The sequence below is a fragment of the Bradyrhizobium sp. SZCCHNS30572 genome, assembly GCF_032484415.1.
Lineage (GTDB): Bacteria > Pseudomonadota > Alphaproteobacteria > Rhizobiales > Xanthobacteraceae > Bradyrhizobium.
On the sequence record NZ_JAUESY010000002.1, the window covers coordinates 350,355 to 374,574 of the forward strand.

The window sequence follows — 24,220 nt, forward strand, 5'->3', positions numbered from 1 at the left end:
GTGTACAGGCGAACACGGAGTATGTCCGTCTGTGTCCCGTAGATCATGGCGGAGCCGTGGACTTCAAGGCACGACCAGTCGGCAGGGTTTGAATCTGGCTTGCGGAAAAGCCTCAAATTGCAACGGTATTTATCGGTTCGGAACCGGCTCAGGCGGCGTCCGAGCGCGAACGGCGGCCGGATGAGGGATTGGCGCGCTGCGCAGCGAACAATTGCCGCACGTCGGCTGCGGGCTTCGGAGGGCTGAACAGATAGCCCTGCATCTCCGAGCAGCCGAGCCGCTTCAGCACCTGCCGCTGCGCCTCGGTCTCGACGCCCTCGGCGGTCGTCGACATCTTGCGGATGGCGGCGATGTTGACCACGGCCTGGACGATCGCCGCGGAACCCTCGCTCTCGGTGATGTCCTTGACGAAACAGCGGTCGATCTTGATCTTGTCGAACGGAATGCGCTGGAGATAGCTGAGGCTCGAATAGCCGGTGCCGAAATCGTCGAGCGCGATGCGGACGCCGAGCGCGCGCAACTGGTGCAGGGTGTCGAGCGCGTCGTCGTCGCGGATCAGCACCGCTTCGGTGATCTCGAGCTCCAGCCGATGCGGCGGCAGGCCGGAGGTCGCAAGTGCATTGGCGACCTTGAGCGCCAGGGTGCCGCTCTTGAACTGCACCGGCGAGACGTTGACGGCGAGCCGGATGTCGTCCGGCCAGCTCACCGCCTCGGTGCAGGCGACCTGGAGGACGCGTTCGCCGAGCAGGTTGATGAGGCCGGTGTCCTCGGCGATCGGAATGAACTCGGCCGGCGAGACGGCGCCGCGGGTCGGATGCCTCCAGCGCACCAGCGCCTCGCAACCGACGATGCGGTCGTCCTGCAGGCTCAGACAAGGCTGGTAGTAGACCTCGAGTCGATCGTCGGCCATGGCCTGGCGCAGGTCGACCTCGAGCTGGTGGCGCGCCTTGATCTGGGCGTCCATCTCGGGCTCGAAGAAGCGCCAGGTGCGGCGTCCCGCGGCCTTGGCGGCGTACATCGCCAGATCGGCGTTCTTCATGATCTGGTCGAGATCGGTGCCGTGCTCGGGGATCAACGCCACGCCGATCGAGGCGTCGGCGGTGAGCTGATGGCCGAGGCAGTCACGCGGAGCGCGGATCGCGCCGAGAATATCCTCGATCAGCTGTTCGACATCCTCCCGGTTGCGGATCGCCGTCTGGACCACGGCGAACTCGTCGCCGCCAAGGCGGGCGACGAACCCCGCGGTGCCGACACAGGCGCTCAGGCTCGCCGCGACGGATTTCAACAGCTCGTCGCCGATGAGGTGGCCGAGCGAATCGTTGACGCCTTTGAACTCGTCGATGTCGATGTAGTGCAGCGCGAGGCGCCGGCCTTGGGGGACGCCGGTCAGCTCCTCCTTGAGGCGCTCGTGGAACAGGGTGCGGTTCGGCAGATCCGTCAGGGCGTCGTAGTGCGCCAGATGCGTGATCTGCTCCTCGGACCGTTTGCGCTCGGTAATGTCCTCGTGGGTGGCGAGCCAGCCGCCGCCCGCGATCGGCTCGTTGACGATCTGGATCCAGCGACCGTCCGTGGTCTCGATGATCTGCGAGGTCTTGCGGCCGATGTCGCGCAGCACCGCATCGGCATATTCGACGTCGTCGCCCGCCAGCGAGCCGGTGGCCTTGCGGTGCGCGATCAGCGCGCGAAACGTGCAGCCTGGTTTCACGACGTCGGCAGACAGGCCGTACATGTCGACGTAGCGCTGGTTGCTGATGACCAGGCGCTCCGATGCATCGAACAGCAAGAGGCCCTGGGTCATGTTGTTGACGGCCTTGTCGAGCCGTTCCTTCTCCAGCGTCAAGCGGCGGCTGGAGGCGTCGTGGTCGCTGATCAGCCGGCGCACCACGACGTAAAGCATGCCGGCGATCAGCAGCACCGACGTCACGCCGACGGCGATCAGGAAGCGCATCTGCTCGCGCCAGTCGGCGAGCGCCGCCGAGACCGTCGTCGTCGCAGTCACGATCAAGGGATAGCTCGTCAGCCGGTGCGATGCGCCGATGCGGTGCTCGCCGTCGACGGGGCTGCTGAAAATGCCCGTGGTGTTGCCATCGCCGGCCAGGATCTGGCGGAAGATCGGCGCGTTCTTGTAGTTCTGGTTCTGCATGCCCTCATGGCGTGGATGGCGGGCCAGAAGGGTTCCGTCGCGATGCATCATCGAGATCGCCGCGTCGGGACCGAGCGCGACCGAGGCGAAGAACCGCTCGACATTGATGGGTTCGAGACTGCGGCTGATGATGCCCAGGAACTCGCCGTTGGGACTGGTCAGTTTCAGGGCAATGACTGCGACATATGTGCCGGTGATCCGGCCCACCACCGGTTCGATCAGCAGTTGCGGCGCGGTCGGATCGGATTTCAGCCGCTTGAAGAAGGTGCGATCGGCAATGTTGACGGGCGGCACCGGCCAGGCCGCTCCGGAGTTGATCAGGTTGCCGTCGGAGTCGAAGATGTTCAAACCGCCGACATAGGTCACCGCGCTCAGCTTGTCCTTCAGCATGGCATTGACGGCGGCGCTTCCCATCTGCTCCTTGAAGCGGGCGCCGCTGTCGATGTGGTTCTGTCGGACGTAGTTGGCGAGATCGCGCTGGATCGCGCCGAGATCCTCCATCTGCTGATCGAAATGGCGCGCCAGCAGGAGGACGGTGTTCTCCAGCTCGCGCGTCGCGCTGTTCAGCGCGCGTTCCCGGAAACTGTCGGCCATGATGGTCGTACCGATCGCGATGGCTGCAATCAGCACGAGGCCTCCGCCGACCAGCCAGCGGATCGGTCCACCGCGGTCGGTCGAAGCTCTGAGGGCATTCCCTGGACTGGTGGTATCGGTCGTCATCGGTCCTGAATACGCTTGCGATCGGCGCTTCGGGATGGACCGCTACGATGTCCCTCCCACAACCATTGCTATCGGTCCGCGATGGAAGTGAGGTTAGGAAGTTGAGTTAGCGAACAATTAATTCGAAGTTGTATTTGGCTTGGTAATCTCTTCAGGCGCGATAGTGCCCGGACTTGCCGCCGATCTTTTCGGTCAAGCGGATACCTTCGATGCGTACGCCGCGCTCGGCCGCCTTGATCATGTCGTAAATGGTCAGGCAGGCGACGGACACGGCCGTCAGGGCTTCCATCTCCACGCCGGTCGGCCCGGTCACCTTGACGGTGGCGCTGACGAGGCAGCCGGGTAGCGCGGCATCGGGCGTGATGTCGACGGAGACCTTGGACAGCGCCAGCGGGTGGCACAGAGGAATCAGCTCGGAGGTCCGCTTGGCGGCCATGATGCCTGCGATGCGGGCAGTTCCGAGCACGTCACCTTTTTTGGCGTTGCCGGACAGGATGAGCTCGAGCGTCGCCGGGCTCATGACGACGCGGCCCTCGGCGGTCGCGGTTCGCTCGGTCGCGGCCTTGTCCGACACGTCGACCATGCGGGCTTCACCGCGGGCGTCGATGTGGGTCAGGGCGGGAGCGTCGGGCGACTTGTCGGCCATGGTCACTCAGCCGCGCTGGCGGAGGCGGCATTGCGCGCAAGCAGCGCGCGCGTCGCCGCCGTGACGTCCGCCTGCCGCATCAGGCTCTCGCCGACCAGGAAGGTCTGGATGCCGACGCGCGCCAGGCGCGCGAGATCGGCCGACGTGAAGATGCCGCTTTCGCCGACCAGAAGACGCTCGACCGGGACCAGCGGCGCCAGCGCTTCGGAGGTCGCCAGCGTGGTCTCGAAGGTTCGCAGGTTGCGGTTGTTGATGCCGATCATCGGCGAGCGCAGCTTCAGCGCGCGATCGAGCTCGGCGCGATCATGGATTTCGATCAGCACATCCATGCCGTGGGCGAGCGCGGCAGCCTCGATGTCCGCAGCGGCGGCATCGTCCAGCGCGGCCATGATGATGAGGATGCAGTCGGCGCCGTGAGCACGCGCCTCGATCACCTGGTAGGTGTCGAACATGAAGTCCTTGCGCAGCACGGGCAGGGCGGTCGCGGCCCGCGCGGCGACCATGAAGTCGAGATGGCCCTGGAACGACGGCGTATCTGTCAGCACCGACAGGCAGGCCGCGCCGCCGGCCTCGTAGGCCTTGGCAAGCACCGGCGGATCGAAATCGGCGCGGATCAGTCCCTTGGACGGCGAGGCCTTCTTCACCTCGGCGATCAGCGCGTAGTCGCCGTTCGCATGCTTGGCTCGGATCGAGGCAACGAAGCCGCGCGGCGGCGAAGCGTCACGCGCGCGGGCCTCGAGCTCCGGCAACGGGCATGCCCGCTTGGCGGCCGCGATCTCCTCGCGCTTATACGCTTCGATCTTGGTCAGGATGTCCGACATGGCACGCTCCGGTGGATCAGCTGTTGGAGACCTCGATCAGCTGCTTCAGCCGCGCCGCCGCGGCGCCGCTGTCGAGCGAATCCCGGCCGATTGCGACGCCTTCCTTCAGCGTCTTGGCGCGTCCGGAAACGACCAGCGCCGCCGCGGCATTCAGCAGCGCCACGTCGCGATAGGGGCTCGGCAGGCCGTCCAGCACGCTCTGCAGGGCCACCGCGTTGGCTTCGGCGTCGCCGCCCTTCAGACCGTCGCTGCCGCACAGGCCAAGCCCGGCCTCTTCGGGCGTGACCTCGAAGGTGCGGATATGACCGTTCTCCAGCGCGGCGACAAAGGTCGGGCCGGTCAAGGTGATCTCGTCGAGCCCGTCGGAGCCGTGCACGACCCAGGCGGCCTCCGAGCCGAGATTCTTCAACACGTGGGCCAACGGCTCGACCCATTGCCGCGAGAACACGCCGACCATCTGGCGCCTGACGCCGGCCGGATTGGACAGGGGACCGAGCAGATTGAAGATCGTGCGGGTGGCGAGCTCGACCCGGGTCGGCCCGACGTTCTTCATCGCCGGATGATGCGCGGGCGCGAACATGAAGCCGATGCCGGCCTCGCGCACGCAGCGCCCGACCTGGTCCGGCTTCAGGTCGATCTTGACGCCGAGCGCGGCGAGCACGTCGGCGGCGCCGGAGCGGGACGACAGTGCGCGGTTGCCGTGTTTGGCGACCGGCACGCCGGCGCCGGCCACGATGAAGGAGGCGCAGGTCGAGACGTTGACCGAGCCGGAGCCGTCACCGCCGGTGCCGACGATGTCGACCGCGCTCGCCGGCGCATCGACGCGCAGCATCTTCGCCCGCATCACGCTGACGGCGCCGGTGATCTCCTCGACCGTCTCGCCGCGCACGCGCAGCGCCATCAGCAGCGCGCCCATCTGCGACGGCGTCGCCTCGCCCGACATCATGCTGTCGAAGGCGGACGCCGCCTCCTCGCGGGACAGCGGCGCGCCGGTCGCCACCTTGCCAATGATCGACTTGAGATCGTCCATCACGCGTGCCCCTAGCAAACCGTCACTGATTGTTGCCGCCGACCACCTGGGCCACCGCAGCCTCGTTGATCGTCGTCCCGATGTCCTTCTCGAGCTTCATGACATAGGCCGTGCCTTGCTCGTCGGCGAGCGCGCGCTGCAACTGGTCCTTCAGCTTCTTGGTATCTTCGGACGCGAGGTCGACCTTAGGCTCGATGATGTCGGTGACACGGAACACAATCCACCGCCGGCCGCCATCAGCCTCGGTTTGGCCGACGCCGTCCTTCGCCGTGCGGAATGCGGCGGTGATCGCGCCGGTGGGGACGCCGGGCACCGAGGCGTCGCGCTTGAACGCACTGGCCGTCTCGACCTTCACGCCGAGCGATGCCGCCTCGTCGGCGAGCTTGCCGCCCTCGCTGAGCTTCTTGACCAGCTCGGTGGCCTTTGCGCGCAGCTTGGTGGCGACCTCGTCATCGCGCCAGCGCGCGGCGACCTGATCCTTGACCTCGTCGAGGGGGCGATCGCGCGGCGGGGTGATGCCGAGAACCTCGAACCAGACATAACCGCCGCGGAACGAGATCGGCTCGTTGTCGACACCGACATCGCTGGTGAAGGCCTGCGCAACGACATCGAGGCCAAGCGGGATGTTCGAAACGGGCTGGCCGTTGGGTTGCTTGCCGGACCTGTCGACGGCTTCGAGCGTGATGGCATTGAGACCGAGCTTCTTGGCTGCCTCGGCGACGCTGGCGCCACCGCCGCGCTCGTCTTCCATCTTGTCACGAAGATTGGCGACTTGCGACTTGGCGCGGTCGGCTGCGATCTCCTTCTTGATGTCGGCAGCGACGCTCTCATATTCGGGCTGCTGGCCCGGCTGAATCGCGCTGACCTTGACCAGCGCCACGTTGAATGCGCCCTTGACGGGCTGGCTGACCTCGCCGGTCGGCAGCGAGAAGGCGGTATCGGCAACGACAGGGTCGAGAATCGCCGATTTCGTCACCAGACCGAGATCGAGATCGGCTGGGTTGAGGTTGCGCTCCTTGGCGAGTTCGTCGAACGTGACTTCACCCGCGGCGATCCGGGCGCGCGCCGCTTGCGCCTCCTCCATGGTGGGGAAGGTCATCTGCTGGACCTGGCGCTTCTCCGGCGTGCCCATCAGCGCCTTGCGCTGGTCGAACAGCTTCCTGGCGTCCTCGTCAGATACGTCGGTCCACTTGCCGATCTCTTCGGGCGTCACCACGACGAAGGAGATCTTGCGATATTCCGGCGCCTTGAACTGGGCTTTGTGCTCTTCGAAATAGGACGCGAGAACCTCGGGCGAGGGCGCATCGATGGTGCCGGCCTGCGCCGCGTCGAGCTTGATGTAATCGATCGAGCGCTGCTCGTTCTGGAAGCGGCCGAGCGCCTCGAGCATCGTGTTGGACGGCTCCAGCCCGGCCGCGATCGTGCCGGTGATCTGCCGCCGCAGCGACTGTCGGCGCTGGTCAGCCAGGTAGCGCTGCTCGGTGAAGCCGAAATTGCGGATGATGGCCTGGAAGCGCTGCGGGTCGAACGCCCCGTTCGGGCCCTTGAAGTTGGGATCGCTGAGGATCACCCGCATGGTCTCCGCATCGGACTGGGCGAGACCGAGACGGCGAGCCTGCTCATCGAGGGCGGCTTCCGCAATCGTCTGCTGCAGCACGGAGCGGTCGAGCCCGAACATGCGGGCCTGCTCGGTGGTCAGCGGACGACCGAGCTGGCGGCCGATCTGCTGCAGCCGGTCGGTATAGATCTGCCGGAACTCGTTGACCGAGATCTCCGTGCGTCCCACGGTTGCAGCCGTCGACTGCCCGAAGCCGCGAAAGATGTCGGCGATGCCCCAGATGCCGAAACTGACGATCAAAACGCCCATGACCACCGCCATGATGGTCTTGCCGAGCCAGTTTGATGAGGCCTTGCGTAATCCTCGAAGCATGGGTCCAGTCTGTCTGCAGGAAAAAGGATGAAGGGGCCGCGCCTTAAAGCAGATTCCGCAAAAGGCCGTCACCGAGTTGAAACGGCTTATAAAGAGGCGGCCGCCCGGTCGCAACCTCGGCCCTGAGGCCGATTGAAGCGGTGGGAAGACGGCTCCCGCTCTGGTGCTCGTCGAAGGGCTCTGCTAGCCGATGTCCGTCACAACATTTGCTGGAATCCCGCCATGACCGACCGCATCCGGCCGCTGATCGCCGGCAATTGGAAAATGAACGGCCTGAAGGCCTCGACCGCCGAGTTCGACGCCATGCTGGCCGGAGCCGCCGAGGTCACCGGAAAGGCCGACCTGCTGGTCTGTCCTCCCGCCACCCTGGTGGCAGGCTTCGCCGAAAGGGCGCGCGGCTCCCACGCGATCGCGGTTGGCGCTCAGGATTGCCACCCCAAGGCGTCGGGAGCCCATACCGGGGACATTTCGGCGGAGATGCTGGCCGATGCTGGCGCCACCGCCATCATCGTCGGCCATTCCGAGCGGCGTGCCGATCATGGCGAAAGCGATGTTGTGGTGCACCAGAAGACCGAGGCGGTGTGGCGCGCCGGGCTGGTCGCGATCGTTTGCGTCGGCGAAACCCAGCAGCAGCGCGATGCAGGGCAGACGCTCGACATCCTGCGCGGCCAGCTCAACCTCAGCCTGCCGCAGGAATCACGGGCCGGCAACCTGGTCGTGGCCTATGAGCCGGTTTGGGCGATCGGCACCGGCCTGACCCCGACTGCCAAGGATGTCGAGCAGATTCATGCCTTTATCAGAGAGCTGCTGATCGATCGCTTCAAGCAGGAGGGAGCGCGGACGCGCATCCTCTATGGCGGCTCGGTGAAGCCCTCCAATGCGGCCGAGCTGATGGCGGTCGCGAATGTCAACGGCGCGTTGGTCGGCGGCGCCAGCCTGAAAGCCTCAGACTTTCTCGCCATTGCGAAGGGCTGTTGAGAAGCAACGTGAGCGAAAGCGCACGCCTCAGTCCGCCTGTTCGATTCGCTTCCAATAGATCTTCGTGCCGGTAAGGCCGCCATGCGGCTTCAAGGCATAGTCCGGAATGGTTCCGCTCAGCTGGAAGCCGACGCTTTCATAAAGCCGTGAGGCGCCCCCATCCTCGGCGGTATCGAGGACCAGCATCGTCCGACCGTGCGCGCGGGCGAGGTTTTCGGCCGCGCGCAGCAGCGCGGTCGCGATTCCGCGTTTGCGGTGGCTGATGCGCGTCATCATCTTTGCGATCTCGGCGCGGTGCGGCTGGTTCGGCGGCAGCTTCAGCTGCAACGTGACGGTCGCAATCACATCCTCGCCGTCGAAGGCGCCAAGAACGGCTCGTTCGCCGCGCGCCGCGGCCGAAAGCGATTCCCGCCAAAAGGCGTCGGCATCCTCCTCGCGAAGCGGGTGCATGAAACTGACCGAACCACCATCGGCGACCGTTTCGATCAGCATGGCGCGAAGCGCGCTTCGCACGACCGGTGTGTCCGATAGGGATGCAATTCGAATCGCGGACATTCTCAACTCCGGGCAAGCGCCACGACATAGACGCAGGGTGCGTCCGACTCGTTGGCAAAGGTGGTGTCGATCGGTGGGCCGAAGCCGAGGCAGTCGCCGGGGCCGAGGACGTGGCGTTCCGCGCCTTCCGTGATGGTCAATTGCCCGCTCTGCACCCAGAGAAGCTGGCGGATGTGGATGTATGAGGAGGCCGGCAAGGTCACGCTGCGGTGCGCCGGCATCTCGACGGTCACCAACTCGATCGGATGATCCGGCCTGAGAAAGACCTGGCGCCGGACATAGCCCGTGTCCGGATCGCGCCAGACCGGCTGCTCGGCCGCCTTGGACAGGCGCTCCGACTGGGCCTCGGCTCGGAGCATCAAGCCGGCCAGCGTGAGATCGAACGCGCTTGCCAGCTTGACCAGGATGACCGCCGTCGGGCTGACCTCGGCGCGCTCGATCTTGCTGATGGTGGCCTTTGACACTCCCGAGCGCTCGGCAAGGTCGGCCAGCGACCAGCCGCGGCTGTCCCGTTCCAGCAGCAGGCGGCGCGCCAGCCGCTGGCTGAAGTCGTCTATTATTTGATCCATATGTCTCCAATAGTAGAAAATCGATGGCCGGGCAAGCCTCGACAACGGGGCGACGCGGCAGCGCTTGTGCGAAGCGCGGCCGCGATTATCTGCGGGGTGGCGTTGCTCGACATGATCGTGTAACACCGCGCAAATTTCCGAATAGCCCGCGAAGCTCTCGCGATCCCGGCCTCCGGTCGGGGCCTGCGAGGGCTTGTGACGGAAGGTCACCATGCAGACTGTCTTGATCGTCATTCACCTCATGATCGTCGCCGTCCTGATCGGCGCCGTGCTGTTGCAGAAGTCCGAAGGCGGCGGCCTCGGCATGGGCGGCGGCGCCGGCTTCATGTCGAGCCGCGGTACCGCAAACCTGCTGACGCGGACCACGGCGATTTTGGCGGTCGGCTTCTTCCTGACGAGCCTGCTGTTGACCTGGCTGGCTGGCTACGATCGCAAACCGACCTCGATTCTCGGCACCTTGCCTGGGCAGACCCAGTCAGGCGGCGCGACGCCGGTGGCGCCGACCGCGGGCGGCGTGCTCGACCAACTCAAGAAGGCCGACGAGCAGCAGGCTCCCGCGGCTCCGGCTGCGCCGCAGGCACCGCAATCGCAATAACGCGGATAAGCCATGCAGGAACGCAATTGGCGTCCTGCGTCATGAGGCGGTCTCAAGTACCTGAGACCATTCAGATTTTGAAGTAACCCACAGGCCCGCGACAGCGTTGCGGGCTGCAAGCGATTCGTTTTGGCGAATCGAGCGCGCGGCATTAAAGGTAGGGTCCCATGGCGCGGTACATCTTCATCACCGGCGGCGTGGTTTCCTCGCTCGGAAAGGGTCTGGCTTCAGCCGCGTTAGGCGCGCTGCTGCAGGCCCGCGGCTACAAGGTCCGGCTTCGCAAGCTCGACCCCTATCTCAACCTCGATCCCGGCACGATGTCGCCGTATCAGCACGGCGAAGTGTTCGTGACCGATGATGGCGCCGAGACCGATCTCGATCTCGGACATTACGAACGCTTCACCGGCCGACCGGCGACCAAGGCCGACAACATCACCACGGGCCGGATCTACCAGGACATCCTGACCAAGGAGCGGCGCGGCGACTATCTCGGTGCGACCATCCAGGTCGTCCCGCACGTGACGAACGCGATCAAGGATTTCGTCCTGTCCGGGAATGACGAGTACGATTTCGTGCTGGTCGAGATCGGCGGCACCGTCGGCGACATCGAGGGCCTGCCGTTCTTCGAGGCGATCCGGCAGCTCGGCAATGAGCTGCCGCGCCATCACGCGATCTACATCCACCTCACGCTGCTGCCCTACATCCCGAGCGCCGGCGAGTTGAAGACCAAGCCGACGCAGCATTCGGTCAAGGAGCTGCGCTCGATCGGCATCCAGCCTGACATCCTGCTGTGCCGCACCGACCGCCCGATCCCGAAGGAGGAGCGGCGCAAGCTCGGCCTGTTCTGCAACGTGCGCGAAAGCGCCGTCATCGAGGCGCGTGACGTCGACAACATCTATGCCGTGCCGGAGGCCTATCATGCCGCCGGCCTCGACGACGAGGTGCTGGCCGCGTTCGGCATCGAGCCGCGGGTGCCGCCGGCGCTGTCGAGCTGGCACACGATCAACGAGCGCGTTCGCAATCCGGAAGGCGACGTCACGATCGCGATCGTCGGCAAGTACACCGGCATGAAGGACGCCTACAAGTCGCTGATCGAGGCGCTGTCGCATGGCGGCATCGCCAACAAGGTCCGCGTCAAGCTCGACTGGATCGAGAGCGAGGTGTTTGAGAACGAGGACCCCGCGCCGTTCCTCGAGCACGTCAACGGCATCCTGGTGCCCGGCGGCTTCGGCCAGCGCGGCGCCGAGGGCAAGATCCGTGCGGCGCAATTCGCGCGGGAGCGCGACGTGCCGTATTTCGGCATCTGCTTCGGCATGCAGATGGCGGTCATCGAGGCGGCGCGCAATCTCGTCGGGATCGCCGAGGCCAATTCGACCGAGTTCGGTCCGACGCCGGAGCCGCTGGTCGGCCTGATGACGGAATGGCTGCGCGGCAACGAGCTGGAGAAGCGCTCCAAGAGCGGCGATCTCGGCGGCACGATGCGGCTCGGCGCCTATCCTGCGGCGCTCAAGCGCGGCAGCCGCGTCTCCGAGGTGTATGGCGGCGCCACCGAGATCTCCGAGCGGCATCGCCACCGCTACGAGGTCAACACCGCCTACAAGGATCGGCTCGAGCAGCACGGGTTGAAGTTCTCCGGCCTGTCGCCCGACGGCGTGCTGCCGGAGATCGTGGAGTACGAGGACCACCCGTGGTTCATCGGCGTCCAGTTCCACCCCGAGCTGAAGTCGCGCCCGTTCGAGCCGCATCCGCTGTTCGCGTCGTTCATTCAGGCCGCAGTGGTGCAGTCGCGACTGGTGTAACGGGCTCGTGGTGCCAAGTCCCGTCATTGCGAGCGGAGCGAAGCAATCCAGAGTCGCGGGCGTGACTCTGGGTTGCTTCGTCGCTGACGCTCCTCGCAACGACGGCGCGAGGCGCGCAACGCGACCTTTGACGGCCGCGACGATTGTTGCGACAACGCTCCCCGATCGCGCGAAGCCAGAAAAGATCAGGGAGGATCAGATGATCTACGAGAGCCGCATCTATCGCTGCATTCCGGGCCGGCTGCCGGCGCTGCTGAAGCGTTTCGAAAACACGACGCTGAAGCTGTGGGAGAAGCACGGCATCCGCCCCGTGGGCTTCTTCACGACCCTGATCGGCGAATCCAACCAGGAACTGACCTATTTCCTGGCCTGGGAATCGCTCGCCGAGCGCGAGACCAAGTGGACCAAGTTCATGTCCGATCCCGACTGGATCGCGGCGCGCGCCAAGAGCGAGGAGGACGGCCAGATCGTCGCCAACATCACCAGCCAGTTCCTGGTGCCGACGGCGTTCTCGGCGTTGAAATAGAGCCCGGGGAGGGGCTGGGATGACCGATCCCCGCAACCCTGCTATTCGCAGGCAAACGCCGGTTGATCCGGCAGCCGGCGCTGGGCCATGGTCGCGCGCTCTCATGAGGATGATGTCGTGAACGCTTCGATCTCTGCCGCGCCGGTCGTCAGCCTCGGCTCCGTCAAGTTTGGCAACCACCTGCCGCTCGCCGTGATCGCCGGCCCATGCCAGCTCGAGAGCCGCGCGCATGCGCTCGAGGTCGCCTCGGCGCTGAAGGAGATCGCGACGCGGCTGAACATCGGGCTCGTCTACAAGACCTCGTTCGACAAGGCCAACCGCACCAGCGCCTCCGCTGCGCGTGGGCTTGGCCTGGCGCAGTCGCTGCCGATCTTCGCCGAGATCCGCTCCTCTCTCGGCCTGCCCGTGCTGACCGACGTGCATGACGCCAGCCAGTGCGCCGAGGTGGCGCAGGCCGTCGACGTGCTGCAGATCCCCGCGTTCCTGTGCCGGCAGACCGACCTGCTGCTGGCGGCCGCGGCGACGGGCAAGGTCGTCAACGTCAAGAAGGGCCAGTTCCTGGCGCCCTGGGACATGGCCAACGTGGTCGCCAAGATCACGGGCTCTGGCAATCGCAACGTGCTGGTCACCGAGCGCGGCGTCTCGTTCGGCTACAACACGCTGGTCTCCGACATGCGGTCGCTGCCGATCATGGCGCGCACGACCGGCGCACCGGTCATCTTCGATGCGACCCACTCCGTGCAGCAGCCGGGCGGCAAGGGCACGTCGTCGGGCGGCGAGCGCGAATTCGTGCCGGTGCTGGCGCGGGCGGCGGTGGCCGTCGGCGTCGCCGGTGTGTTCATCGAGACCCATCCCGATCCCGATCATGCGCCGTCCGACGGGCCGAACATGGTCCCGCTCGCGCAGTTCGAGGGGCTGCTGCGAACGCTGATGGCGTTCGACGCACTCGCCAAGGCGCCGGCGGCGGACGCCGGGCGCTGATGCACCAGACCGCCGCCAAGCCCGCGGGGAAGTTTCCACCGGCCGTGAACATCATCGCGCTGGCGGGCTTCTCGGCGGCGCTGTCGACGCGGGCGCTCGATCCGGTGCTGCCGCATGTCGCCGAGGATTTCGCAATCAGCATCACGACCGCGGCCAGCATCGCCGCGGGCTATGCGCTGATCTACGCGCTGATCCAGCCGGCGATCGGCGCCGCCGCGGATCTGTTCGGCAAGGCGCGGCTGATGACGCTGTGCCTGGCGCTGCTCGGCGTCGCGAGCCTGCTCGGTGCGCTCGCGACCTCGTTCCCGCTGCTGTTCGCGACGCGCATCCTCGCCGGCATCGCCTCGGGCGGCGTGTTTCCGGTGGCGCTCGGGCTGACCAGCGATCTCGTTGCACCCGACAAGCGGCAGGTTGCGATCGGCCGCACGCTCGCGGGCTCGATGGCGGGCAACCTGCTCGGCGCGACGGCATCCGGCATCATCGGCGATTTCATCGGCTGGCGTGGCGTGCTCGCAATTCTGGGAGCGCTCGGCCTGATCGCCTCCTTCGCGGTTGCCGCCGGCTTCCGCGGTGCCAGCGTCACGCACGTGCCGACCACCGATCTCGCTGCGCTGAGGAAGGGCTACCGCACCATCTTCACCAACCCCAATTCGCGCTTCTGCTTCCCGGCGGTGTTCGTCGAAGGCTGCTGCGTATTCGGGCTGTTTCCATTCATCGCCTCGTTCCTGTTCGATCTCGGAGAGACCTCGCTGTCGATCGCGGGCATCGTCATCGCGGGCTTCGCGGTCGGCGGCCTGTTCTACACGTTCACGGTCTCGAACTTCCTGCCGCGCCTCGGCGTCAAGGGCATGATGATCACGGGCGCTGCCCTGGTCGGGCTGCAGCTTGCCGCGCTCGCCTTCGGTCCGGGCTGGAAGCTGCAGTTCGGCTGCATGCTGCTGATGGGCTGGGGCTTCTACATGATCCATGGCTGCCTGCAGGTGTTCGCCAGCGAGCTGTCGATCGGGGCGCGCGCGACCGCGATGTCGCTGCACTCGTTCTTCTTCTTCATGGGCCAGACGGTCGGCCCGATCGCCTATGGCTTCGGCTTGGTCCATGGCGGCAAGCAGCCGACGTTGCTGATCGCCGCCATCATGATGGTCGCGCTCGGCTTCGCCTGCGCCGCGCTGCTGCGGCAGCGGCCGCCGGCAGATGCGGCGGTCGGCTGACGGCCATGTCGGACACGGGCGCGGGCCCATTGCATCTGAAGACATGGTCCCGTCGCGGCAGCAACGCCTGCTAATTTGTTGCTCCGTCATGGCCGGGCTTGTCCCGGCCATCCACGTCGTTCGGCGCGCTGAGAAGGACGTGGATGCCCGGGCCTTCGCCGCGCCGAAGCGGCTTCGGCCGCGCAGGCGGGACAAGCCCGGGCATGACGACGTGGAGACGGGCGAGGGCAAAATGCCCATCGTTAGCTGCGATGGTCCTGGGAAAGTGCGGCGAGGGCGTTTCTCGCTCTCGATGCTGAAGATGCGCGGCTGAGACATATCGGCGCTTTCGTTGGCCGCGGGACGCACCGCCGCCATCTCGCGGCGCGTCGGCGTCCGAGCTTTGCCTTGGGACATGCCCTCTTTCTGAGAAGAGGGCACGGGGAATGCCGGGAGCTGGCCGCCCCCATGGCCCGCCAGCAGAAAAAATGCTGGCGGCAGGAACCACAGGTTCAGCCGAGACATCCCGGCATTCCCCGCGCGATGGTTGGGCGGCTTATACGTACTCTCCCCGGGGACCGGGCTGTCTTGCCCCCGTAACCGGCGGATCATCACCACCAGCGTGACCTCAGCGTCGGGAGGCCAGGACCATACGATTTCGCCGGCGCATCAGGCTCGTTCGTCCGCATGAGTGATCACGCTGCGACCCGACACGCCCACCGCATCCCGCCTCAACGTCCGTGACGACCGCGAAGCGCCCCTCTGATCGAGACGGGACGGGGATAGTCAATCACGAATACTGATAAAACGAAATTAGAATATTTTGCGCGGGAGGACTGGACAGGGGTGATCAACTTGAAAGCGCGGCAAAAATCGGCTTCCGGGAGCAGCGGTTTGATGGTTGCATAGGATGAGGAAGTCGAGCGAAAGCGTGCCCGTCGGGCGACTCAGGGGCATGGACGGGCGCTGGGCAGCGGCCTCAGATTACAGTGACAGTGCTGGACCGCACCCCTCAAGTGAGACGCGATAATTTCTGCGACAGGGGATTAAGGTCACAGTGCAATCAATTTGTTGGGGCGGATCAACTCGGTTTAGCTTGTTTGGTCGAATTGCTTCCTGATTGCCGGTACGAGTGCTAGTTCGATCCTCTCGAAGCCTTGGCACACGATGTGGGTTGGGTCTTGCTGAAACGACGCCAAGCCGCATAGTCGCGTTTGGACTTCCTGATACGATCCATCGGCCGATGTCCTGATATACGTCCGCCACAACCCTCCACCGCTCGTGCCGCCAAAGGATTCGGGTAAGTCTGCCTTGTTGTATTCCATGCATTCCAAGGTGAGGGCGCCATTGTCTCGGCTTACTATGTGCCCCGGCGTCAATTCAGCGCGCATGGGGGTCGTCACGAGTTTGTCTTCGCGCGTTGGCATACCGGTTCGCTGGCCAATCAGACCGAACACGGCGTCGACATGGCGGTCACTTTCTGGCTCTCCGTCGTAGAATTTCTTTGCATTCAATTCCCAATTCAAAAAGACACACATCGCCTTCAACGCGTCGGCAACGCTCGGTGGGAGAAGGGTGAACGCGAGATCGATGGCCCGCGGATTACTCCAGCGCGGCTGTCCAACATTCTCTTCGATGTAGAGCGTGGACGTATCTCCAAGCGACAGCTTTTGCATTTGGAGAGCTTCATTACGACTGAAGCGCAGCAAACCGATTTCCGACCGGCTTCGGTACTGCTCCGCGACGTGAGCGCAGGTAAGGATTCCGCTGAGTGATCCGACTGAGATCAGTACCCCTGATCCGAGCGCGCTTGGCGCGGGCGGATCGGTGTAGACGAATCCAACACTCGATCGCCGTGCATGAGGCAGGAGCAGGTCACTCGCGTCGTTAGTCATGCACCCGCCGGCATCCAGTTACATCGAAGTAATCGGCCAAAGAAGCCTTGAACCAATGACCATCGCCAGAAAGACAAACACCCATAGAATAGGCAGGGATGCTCCACCCTTGAATTTGACAAACGCGCTTTCAAATTCGATTGGACCGGCCAGTCGCTCTGAGATGATAACTAGTAAGAGCGATGCCATCCCCATACCAGCAAGTCCTATGATTACGACTAGATGCGGGATCAACTGCTGACGAAGCGCTTGGAATTCTTGAATGATGATAACTGTCAACGTCGCAAACAAGATGAGAAACGTGATCGCAATTGCGACGACGGCGAGCGATCTCAGGAACAGCTTTCGGCTTGCAGGTGGTCCAGGGAAGGAAAATTCAAATCTTTTGAGTTCAGGCTTGGCACGCATCATTTCTTCAAAGTTTGCGTCATCAGCAGATCTATTGACCGTATGCGCGATCCACATCCCAAAAACTGAGAACGCAACAGTAGCTATCAAGGCGAAGTCTAGCCAATACAAGATTGCGTTGTTTAACTTCGGCGTCAACGCGAAGACGCAAACGCGGGCGCCAACTATGGTCCCGAGGCCAAAGAAAACGTGAGTGACGATTTTGATAATGTTTCTCGTCCGCGATAAAATGCGAACGCGCTCTAAGGTCCAGTCATCGTTTTCTCGCTTCCAGAGCGCATTCCTATCGGCAAAAATCTCTTCAAGCTTATCCCTTGCAGTAGCGCTTACCTGCCGTAGGTAGGCCGCTAGGGCCACCACCAGCGCCAGCAGAGTAAACCCTGGTGTCCCACTCAAAACAGCATCAAGACTTGCCGCCGCCATGGTCGTCCCCCCAACGGTTGACCATCTCATAGGGAAATCTAGCACGCCAGGTTGTATTTTGTTGGCTTTTCGGATTAGCGGCGCTCTGAGAAATCGAATTCCAATTCCCAATCCGTCGGTATAATGGCAAGCAATTACTGCGCTGCGCCGGGGATGTGGTGGTAGTTGAGGCGTCAGGCAACGCCAAAGGGGTATTTGTTGAGGTCGGGGATTATCCCCGTTTTGGGCGCGAGCCCGCACGATCGGGAATTCCGGTGATAGTGCTGGACTGCAATTCCAGCGGTCTGACAGTCGGTTGATCGCCGATCTATCCCGTCGCTATTACAGAGCAACACGAAGAGGGGCGGAAAAGGTGGAGTAGCTTCGACCCCGCGCCTGCGCATCCGCAGGTGCTCGGACAGTTTTGGAGATGGCCATAAACGCATCGAAACACACATGTTTTCCATATTGTTCTTGGACGCTTTCCGAGACACAACGGTCGCGCTGCCTCATTGGCTGACGCGACGTTCATGACCAGGTTTGGGGATCATTTCGTGTACTGAGAATAGCTGGGCGCTCGCCCCTCACCCCCGCCCGCGATACGGCGCCACGCCCTGGTCCGGCACCCACAGCCCCTTCGGCAGCTTCCCCGTCTGCCAGAACACGTCGATCGGGATGCCGCCGCGGGGATACCAGTAGCCGCCGATGCGCAGCCATTTCGGCTTGATCTCGGCGGCGAGGCGCTTGCCGATCGCGACGGTGCAGTCCTCGTGGAACGCGCCATGGTTGCGGAAGCTCGCCAAATAGAGTTTGAGCGACTTGGATTCGACCAGCCACGGGCCGGGGGCATAGTCGATCACGAGATGCGCGAAGTCCGGCTGGCCCGTCACGGGACACAACGAGGTGAACTCGGGCACCGTGAAGCGGGCCAGATAATCGGTGTCCTTCTGCGGGTTGGGAACGCGGTCGAGCGTCGCTGCATCCGGGCTGTCCGGCGCCGCCACCTCTCGGCCCAGCTGAAGGCCGGCCGATGTCGGGGATGTGTTGGGTCTTTTCGCCATGTGTCGTGTCACCTGCCGCAGTGGCGCCCGTTTAGCCAATCGGGGCGCCCCCGTCACCCGCTTCGTGATTTGGTCGTGACTTGATTTCAACGCCACTTGGCCTTTTCGCGCTCGCGGGCTTGCGGTAGAAGCAGCGCAACAACGCCCACCTAGAAACGCTCGCGAGAGGACCTCATGACCGCCATCGTCGACATCATCGGCCGCGAAATCCTGGACAGCCGCGGCAATCCCACGGTCGAGGTCGACGTCGTGCTGGAGGACGGCTCGGTCGGCCGCGCCGCCGTGCCGTCCGGCGCTTCCACCGGCGCCCACGAGGCGGTCGAGCTGCGCGACGGCGACAAGCACCGCTATCTCGGCAAGGGCGTGCTGAAGGCCGTCGAAGCCATCAACGACGAGGTCTATGAGGCGCTCAGCGACATGTCGGTGCAGGACCAGGTCCAGATCGACCAGATCCTGATCGAGCTCGACGGCACCGAGAACAAGAGCCGGATCGGCGCCAACGCCATTCTCGGCGTCTCGCTCGCCTGCGCCAAGGCGGCGGCGATCTCCTACGACATGCCGCTGTATCGCTATGTCGGCGGCACCTCGGCCCGCACCCTGCCGGTGCCGATGATGAACATCGTCAATGGCGGCGTCCACGCCGACAACCCGATCGATTTCCAGGAGTTCATGATCATGCCGGTGGGCGCGCCGAGCTTCGCGGAGGCGCTGCGCTGCGGCTCGGAGATCTTCCACACGCTCAAGGCCGAGCTGAAGAAGGCCGGCCACAACACCAATGTCGGCGATGAGGGCGGCTTCGCGCCGAACCTGCCGTCGGCGGACGCAGCCCTCGACTTCGTCATGAGCGCGATCGGCAAGGCCGGCTACACCGCGGGCGAGGACGTGATGCTGGCGCTGGACTGCGCCGCCACCGAGTTCTTCAAGGACGGCAAGTACGTCTACGAGGGCGAGAACAAGTCGCGCTCGCGCTCCGAGCAGGCCAAATATCTCGCCGACCTGGTCGCGCGCTATCCGATCGCCTCGATCGAGGACGGCATGTCGGAGGACGACATGGACGGCTGGAAGGAGCTGACCGACCTGATCGGCCACAAGTGCCAGCTCGTCGGCGACGACCTGTTCGTCACCAACGTCAACCGTCTCGCCGACGGCATCCGCAACGGCCGCGCCAACTCGATCCTGATCAAGGTCAACCAGATCGGCACGCTCACCGAGACGCTGGCCGCGGTCGAGATGGCCTACAAGGCCGGCTACACCGCTGTGATGTCGCACCGCTCAGGCGAGACCGAGGATTCGACGATTGCCGATCTCGCGGTCGCCACCAATTGCGGGCAGATCAAGACCGGCTCGCTGGCCCGCGCCGACCGCACCGCCAAGTACAACCAGCTGCTGCGCATCGAGCAGGAGCTGGATGCGCAGGCCAAATATGCGGGCAGGGCGGCGCTGAAGGCGCTGGCCTGAGTCTGGACAAGCTAACCAAAGAAAAAAGGGAGGCGCGCATGGGTGTCGAGACACAGGGCCTGCAACTGCGGACGTTGATCAGGCGCAGCGGCGAGCTCGAGCTCTCGCTGGTCGACGTGCCGACCCCTGAGCCGGGGCCGGACGAGGTGGTGGTGCGCATCGAGGCGGCGCCGATCAATCCGTCCGATCTCGGCCTCCTCGTCGGCGCGGCCGATCTGTCGACCCTGCAGGCGTCCGGCACCAAGGAGCGGCCCGTGATCACCGCCAAGGTGCCGGAGGCGGGGATGCGGGCGATGGCCGGCCGGCTCGACGAGTCCCTGGCCGTAGGCAACGAGGGCGCGGGCGTGGTGGTCAAGACCGGCTCCTCGGATGCCGCCAAGGCGCTGATGGGCCGCACGGTCGCGGCCATCGGCGGCGCGATGTATAGCCAGTATCGCTGCCTGAAGCTCTCCGAATGCCTGCCGCTGCCGGCCGGCACCACGCCGGCCGAGGGCGCCTCCTGCTTCGTCAATCCGCTGACCTCGCTCGGCATGACCGAGACGATGCGGCGCGAGGGCCATACCGCGCTGGTGCATACCGCGGCCGCCTCCAATCTCGGGCAGATGCTCAACAAGATCTGCCTCAAGGACGGCATCCCGCTCGTCAACATCGTGCGCAGCGCTGATCAGGCCGAGCTGTTGCGCGGCATCGGCGCGAAATACATCGTGGATTCGACGGCGCCGACTTTCATGGACGACCTGATCGCGGCGCTGGTCGAGACCGGCGCGACCATCGCCTTCGATGCGATCGGCGGCGGCAAGCTCGCCGGCCAGATCCTCAACGCGATGGAAGCTGCGATCAACAAGTCCGGCAAGCATCCCTACAGCCGCTACGGCTCGAACGTGCACAAGCAGGTCTACATCTACGGTAGCCTCGACACGCGCCCGACCGAGATCACGCGCGGCTTCGGCATGACCTGGAGCGTCGGCGGCTGGCTGCTGTTTCCGTTCCTGATGAAGATCGGCAAGGCGGATACCGAGCGGCTGCGCCAGCGCGTCGTCGACGAGCTGAAGACGACCTTTGCGAGCCACTACACCAAGGTCGTTTCCTTGTCCGAGGCGCTCGATCCGGCCAACCTTGCCGTGTACGCCAAACGGGCCACCGGCGAAAAATTCCTCATCGACCCCAACAAAGAGAAGTGACCTAACGTCGCTCCTCGGACGTTGCTGACGGGCTTGCGTTTGGCCCGCATGCGGAGACAATCCGCCCCGTTTGTCTGGGGGCGGTGTCAGCCGCATGGAGCACTGAGGAGAGATTTGTCATGACCCGATTGGATCGCCGTCGATTTCTGGCCGGTGCGGCCCTCGCCGGGGCTGCAACCGCTTTGCCGCCGCTGGCCGGACGGGCACGCGCAGCGGTTGCACCCGCCGGCGCGCAGGCGCCCGGCTTCTATCGCTACAAGGTCGGCGACTATGAATGCACCTCCGTCAATGACGGCGCGCGCACCTTCCCGATGCCCGACACGTTCGTCGTCAACACGGCGAAGGACGACGCGCTCGCGGCTGCCGAAAGCGCCTACATGCCGAAGGGCATGATCACGATCCCCTTCAATCCGCAGCTGATCAACACCGGCTCCAAGCTGGTCCTGATCGACACCGGCAACGGCGCTGGCGCCTTCGAGGCCAGCAAGGGCGCGGTTGGCCGCACGCTGCAGAACCTCGCTGCCGCCGGCGTCGATCCGAAGAGCATCGACGTCGTCGTGCTCTCCCACATGCATGGGGACCACATCAACGGCCTCAAGCTCGCGGACGGCTCGCTGGCGTTCCCGAACGCCGAGCTGAAGGTGCCGGCCAAGGAGTGGGCGTTCTGGAATAGCGACGAGAACGCCGCCAAAGCGCAGACCGACTTGATGAAGGGCAACTTCGCCAACTTCAAGAAGGTGTTCGGCGGGCTCGAGAGCAATGTCACTCAGTACGAGTGGGACAAGGAGGTCGCGCCCGGCATCACCGCGCTCGGCACGCCCGGTCACACGCCGGGACACACCTCGTTCGCGGTCGCGTCCGGCAACGCCAGGGTCTTGATCCAGGCCGACGTCACCAACGTTCCCGAGCTGTTCCTACGCAACCCCGACTGGCACGTGATGTTCGACACCGATGCCGAGATGGCGCAGGCCACGCGGCACAGGTTCTACGACATGGCCGCCGCCGAGAAGGCCAAGGTGATCGGCTTCCACTTCTCGTTCCCTTCAGTGGGCTATGTCGAGAAGGACGGCGCCAAGTACCGGCTGATTCCGGCGCCGTGGAATCCGGTGATCTGAATATCGGTTAGCGTCATTGCGAGGAGCCCCCGGGTCTCGCCTCCGGCGAGCCCGAGGACAGGCTCCGCGACGAAGCAATCCAGACTCCCAACCGAGCCCTGGATTGCTTCGCTTCGCTCGCAATGACGGAGGAGAGAGGGGGCCGCCTTCGGGCGGCCTGAGCGTTTTTGCATATGCGAAATGTCGGGCTTTCCGCGCCTGTTGCGAACCCCTATGTCGAGCACCTCGGAAATCCCGCAGGATTCGTATGTCGACCGATCCCTCTCCCTCCAACGCCGATCTCTCCAACTGGCGCACTGCGCCGTTCAGCCGCTGGGCCTTTCACAACATCCGCGCGATCCTGCCGGTCGCCGACATCGAGAGCGCGCCCGGCAGCGCCTGGACGCTGCCGGCGAGCCTCGTGTCGTTCGACGATTTCAGCGTGCGGCTGCCCAAGGGCGGCACGCTCGATCTCGACGGTTTCCTGAAGGCGACGGCGACCGACGGGCTCCTGATCCTGCAGGACGGCCGCATCGTCTTCGAAATGTATGACGGCGGCACCGACCGCGACACGCCGCACATCCTGATGTCGGCGACCAAGTCGATCACCGGCCTCATCGTCGGCATCCTGGCCGGCCGCGGCGAGCTCGATGTCGACGCCGAGGTCACGCGCTATGTGCCGGAAGTGGCCGCCACGGCCTATCGCGGCGCCACGATCCGGCAGCTGCTCGACATGCGTGCGGGCGTCGTGTTCGATGGTGCCGGCCTGCAGGCCTATGCCGACGCCGCGGGCTGGGAGCCGGTCGCGCCGGGCACGACGCCGAACCTGCACGATTTCTTTGCGACGATGCGCGCTCAGGCGGCGCCGCATGGCGGCGCCTTCAGCTACGTCTCGTCCAACACCGATCTGCTGGGATGGGCGATCGAGCGCGCCACCGGCCGCAGCTTCGCGAGCCTCGCCGGCAGCCTGCTGTGGAAGCCGATGGGGGCGAGCGGCGAGGCCTTCATCACCCTCGACCGCAACGGCGCGCCGCGCTGCACCGGCGGCTTCTGTGCCACCTTGCGCGACGTCGCCCGGCTCGGCCAGCTCGTGCTGTCAGGCGGGCGGCGGGGCTCTCACACGATCATTCCCGAAGGTTGGATCGACGACATCAGGCACAATGGCGATGTGCAGGCCTGGCGCGACGGCCAATGGCGCGACAGTTTTGCCGCGATCAGCCGCAACATGCACTATCGCAGCGGCTGGTACGTCACAAACGACGCGCCGCAGCTGATGTTCGCGATGGGCATTCACGGCCAGAACCTGTTCGTCGATGCCGCCAACGGCATCGTGATCGCCAAGGTCTCGTCATGGGCGCAGCCGGTCGACGGGCAGGCGATCTGGCTCACACATCAGGCGGTGGCGGAATTCACGCGCTGTCTCAAGGCGACGGGCTGAGCTCCACGACGCGGGCAAGGGGGCGGGAACACTCGGGCGTTGCTTGCGATGAAACGCAGTGTTTCGCGTGAGGATGGTCCATGCACTTGCATGTTCCTGCTCGCGCGCCTTAAGTGCGCTCCACACCCCGCTCCTCAAAGGACTCCCCATGCCCGCACCTTATTCGATCGTCGCCCTCGTCGGCAGTCTCCGCAAGGAGAGCTTCACCCTGAAGATCGCCAATGCGCTCGCCAAGCTGGCGCCGGCCAGCCTGAAGATCGACGTGACCACGCTCAACGGCCTGTCGTTCTTCAACCAGGATCTCGAAGCCAATCCGCCGGCCGACTGGCTCGCCCTGCGGGAGAAGCTGAAGGCCTCGAACGGCGTGCTGATCCTGACGCCGGAATACAACCGCTCGATTCCCGGCGTGCTCAAGAATGCGATCGACGTCGCCTCGCGTCCCTATGGGCAGAGTTCGTTCCTGGGCAAGCCGGTCGGCCTCATCTCCAATTCGCCGGGCCCGCTCGGTGGCGTGGCGGCGGCCAAGCATCTGCAGAACATCATGCCTGGGATCTCGGGCCCGGTCATGGGGCAGCCGGAAATCTACCTGAATGGCGTCGGCGACGCCTTCGACGCCCAGGGCGAGCTGGTCAAGGATTCGCTCAAGACGGTGTTGCAGCAATATCTGGATGCATTCGCCACCTTCGTGGCCAAGCAGAACGGCTGATCGCGTTCGCCGCCGCCGCGTCCACCTGCGGCGGTCGGCAACTGCATGACGGGTATGATGCGGGCGTTGACGCGCCTTGCCCGATCCGTTTCAAGGC

The 24,220-nt window shown here is 64.8% G+C and carries 21 protein-coding genes; 11 read left to right on the forward strand and 10 right to left on the reverse strand.

The features are described from left to right. Nucleotides 1-148: 148 nt before the first annotated feature. The 5 genes from QX048_RS06585 to QX048_RS06605 form a co-directional block, all read right to left on the reverse strand. Nucleotides 149-2,863, reverse strand: coding sequence for an EAL domain-containing protein (locus QX048_RS06585; RefSeq protein ID WP_315827484.1), 2,715 nt, complete (start codon nucleotides 2,861-2,863; stop codon nucleotides 149-151). A gap of 151 nt (nucleotides 2,864-3,014) precedes the next feature. Beyond that, nucleotides 3,015-3,509 carry a cyclic pyranopterin monophosphate synthase MoaC gene (gene moaC / locus QX048_RS06590; protein ID WP_315827485.1) on the reverse strand — a complete coding sequence of 165 codons (495 nt, stop codon included), beginning with the start codon at nucleotides 3,507-3,509 and terminating at the stop codon, nucleotides 3,015-3,017. A 2-nt stretch (nucleotides 3,510-3,511) separates the two neighbouring features. Continuing rightward, nucleotides 3,512-4,330, reverse strand: a complete 819-nt coding sequence (trpC, locus tag QX048_RS06595; RefSeq protein ID WP_315827486.1) for an indole-3-glycerol phosphate synthase TrpC — start codon at nucleotides 4,328-4,330, stop codon at nucleotides 3,512-3,514. A gap of 16 nt (nucleotides 4,331-4,346) precedes the next feature. After that, the gene (gene trpD / locus QX048_RS06600) at nucleotides 4,347-5,360 is read right to left on the reverse strand and encodes an anthranilate phosphoribosyltransferase (protein WP_315711632.1); all 1,014 of its coding nucleotides are present in this window, start codon (nucleotides 5,358-5,360) and stop codon (nucleotides 4,347-4,349) included. Between the two features lie 22 nt (nucleotides 5,361-5,382). Beyond that, nucleotides 5,383-7,290 carry a peptidylprolyl isomerase gene (locus tag QX048_RS06605; RefSeq protein ID WP_315750928.1) on the reverse strand — a complete coding sequence of 636 codons (1,908 nt, stop codon included), beginning with the start codon at nucleotides 7,288-7,290 and terminating at the stop codon, nucleotides 5,383-5,385. Nucleotides 7,291-7,512: 222 nt separating this feature from the next. Here QX048_RS06605 and tpiA point away from each other — a divergent pair, with 222 nt between their 5' ends. Continuing rightward, nucleotides 7,513-8,268 (forward strand): triose-phosphate isomerase, encoded by a 756-nt coding sequence (tpiA, locus tag QX048_RS06610; RefSeq protein ID WP_315750930.1) that lies wholly within the window; start codon nucleotides 7,513-7,515, stop codon nucleotides 8,266-8,268. Nucleotides 8,269-8,295: 27 nt separating this feature from the next. On the opposite strand, the gene QX048_RS06615 is transcribed toward tpiA, so the two are convergent. Both QX048_RS06615 and QX048_RS06620 read right to left on the reverse strand, forming a co-directional pair. Further along, nucleotides 8,296-8,823 carry a GNAT family N-acetyltransferase gene (locus QX048_RS06615; protein WP_315711635.1) on the reverse strand — a complete coding sequence of 176 codons (528 nt, stop codon included), beginning with the start codon at nucleotides 8,821-8,823 and terminating at the stop codon, nucleotides 8,296-8,298. Nucleotides 8,824-8,825: 2 nt separating this feature from the next. Then, nucleotides 8,826-9,392, reverse strand: a complete 567-nt coding sequence (locus tag QX048_RS06620) for an XRE family transcriptional regulator (RefSeq protein ID WP_315711636.1) — start codon at nucleotides 9,390-9,392, stop codon at nucleotides 8,826-8,828. Nucleotides 9,393-9,603: 211 nt separating this feature from the next. Between QX048_RS06620 and secG the strand changes: the two genes are divergently transcribed. The 5 genes from secG to QX048_RS06645 all read left to right on the forward strand — a co-directional run bounded on the left by secG (nucleotide 9,604) and on the right by QX048_RS06645 (nucleotide 14,501). Then, entirely contained in the window at nucleotides 9,604-9,987 is a 384-nt protein-coding gene (gene secG / locus QX048_RS06625; protein ID WP_315827487.1) for a preprotein translocase subunit SecG, read from the forward strand. 167 nt (nucleotides 9,988-10,154) lie between these two features. Further along, nucleotides 10,155-11,786 carry a CTP synthase gene (locus QX048_RS06630; protein ID WP_315711639.1) on the forward strand — a complete coding sequence of 544 codons (1,632 nt, stop codon included), beginning with the start codon at nucleotides 10,155-10,157 and terminating at the stop codon, nucleotides 11,784-11,786. A 199-nt stretch (nucleotides 11,787-11,985) separates the two neighbouring features. Beyond that, the gene (locus tag QX048_RS06635; protein WP_316191333.1) at nucleotides 11,986-12,312 is read left to right on the forward strand and encodes an NIPSNAP family protein; all 327 of its coding nucleotides are present in this window, start codon (nucleotides 11,986-11,988) and stop codon (nucleotides 12,310-12,312) included. Nucleotides 12,313-12,429: 117 nt separating this feature from the next. Continuing rightward, nucleotides 12,430-13,293, forward strand: a complete 864-nt coding sequence (kdsA, locus tag QX048_RS06640) for a 3-deoxy-8-phosphooctulonate synthase (protein ID WP_316191332.1) — start codon at nucleotides 12,430-12,432, stop codon at nucleotides 13,291-13,293. Beyond that, entirely contained in the window at nucleotides 13,293-14,501 is a 1,209-nt protein-coding gene (locus tag QX048_RS06645) for an MFS transporter (RefSeq protein ID WP_316191331.1), read from the forward strand. Before kdsA ends, QX048_RS06645 begins: the two co-directional genes overlap by 1 nt. A 1,070-nt stretch (nucleotides 14,502-15,571) precedes the next feature. On the opposite strand, the gene QX048_RS06650 is transcribed toward QX048_RS06645, so the two are convergent. From QX048_RS06650 to queF, 3 genes are all read right to left on the reverse strand, one after another. After that, nucleotides 15,572-16,189, reverse strand: a complete 618-nt coding sequence (locus tag QX048_RS06650; RefSeq protein ID WP_316191330.1) for a hypothetical protein — start codon at nucleotides 16,187-16,189, stop codon at nucleotides 15,572-15,574. A 204-nt stretch (nucleotides 16,190-16,393) separates the two neighbouring features. Further along, nucleotides 16,394-17,206 carry a hypothetical protein gene (locus QX048_RS06655; protein ID WP_316191329.1) on the reverse strand — a complete coding sequence of 271 codons (813 nt, stop codon included), beginning with the start codon at nucleotides 17,204-17,206 and terminating at the stop codon, nucleotides 16,394-16,396. 563 nt (nucleotides 17,207-17,769) lie between these two features. Next, complete coding sequence (gene queF / locus QX048_RS06660) at nucleotides 17,770-18,246, reverse strand: preQ(1) synthase (RefSeq protein WP_315711649.1); 477 nt, start codon at nucleotides 18,244-18,246, stop codon at nucleotides 17,770-17,772. Between the two features lie 174 nt (nucleotides 18,247-18,420). Between queF and eno the strand changes: the two genes are divergently transcribed. From eno to QX048_RS06685, 5 genes are all read left to right on the forward strand, one after another. Beyond that, entirely contained in the window at nucleotides 18,421-19,704 is a 1,284-nt protein-coding gene (gene eno / locus QX048_RS06665; RefSeq protein ID WP_315738192.1) for a phosphopyruvate hydratase, read from the forward strand. A 38-nt stretch (nucleotides 19,705-19,742) separates the two neighbouring features. After that, complete coding sequence (locus QX048_RS06670) at nucleotides 19,743-20,885, forward strand: zinc-binding dehydrogenase (RefSeq protein WP_316200390.1); 1,143 nt, start codon at nucleotides 19,743-19,745, stop codon at nucleotides 20,883-20,885. Between the two features lie 119 nt (nucleotides 20,886-21,004). Continuing rightward, entirely contained in the window at nucleotides 21,005-22,000 is a 996-nt protein-coding gene (locus tag QX048_RS06675) for an MBL fold metallo-hydrolase (RefSeq protein WP_316186344.1), read from the forward strand. 247 nt (nucleotides 22,001-22,247) lie between these two features. Next, nucleotides 22,248-23,417, forward strand: a complete 1,170-nt coding sequence (locus QX048_RS06680; RefSeq protein WP_316200391.1) for a serine hydrolase — start codon at nucleotides 22,248-22,250, stop codon at nucleotides 23,415-23,417. Between the two features lie 148 nt (nucleotides 23,418-23,565). Further along, on the forward strand, nucleotides 23,566-24,123 hold the full coding sequence (locus QX048_RS06685; protein ID WP_315750948.1) for an NADPH-dependent FMN reductase: 558 nt from the start codon (nucleotides 23,566-23,568) through the stop codon (nucleotides 24,121-24,123). Nucleotides 24,124-24,220 lie beyond the last annotated feature (97 nt).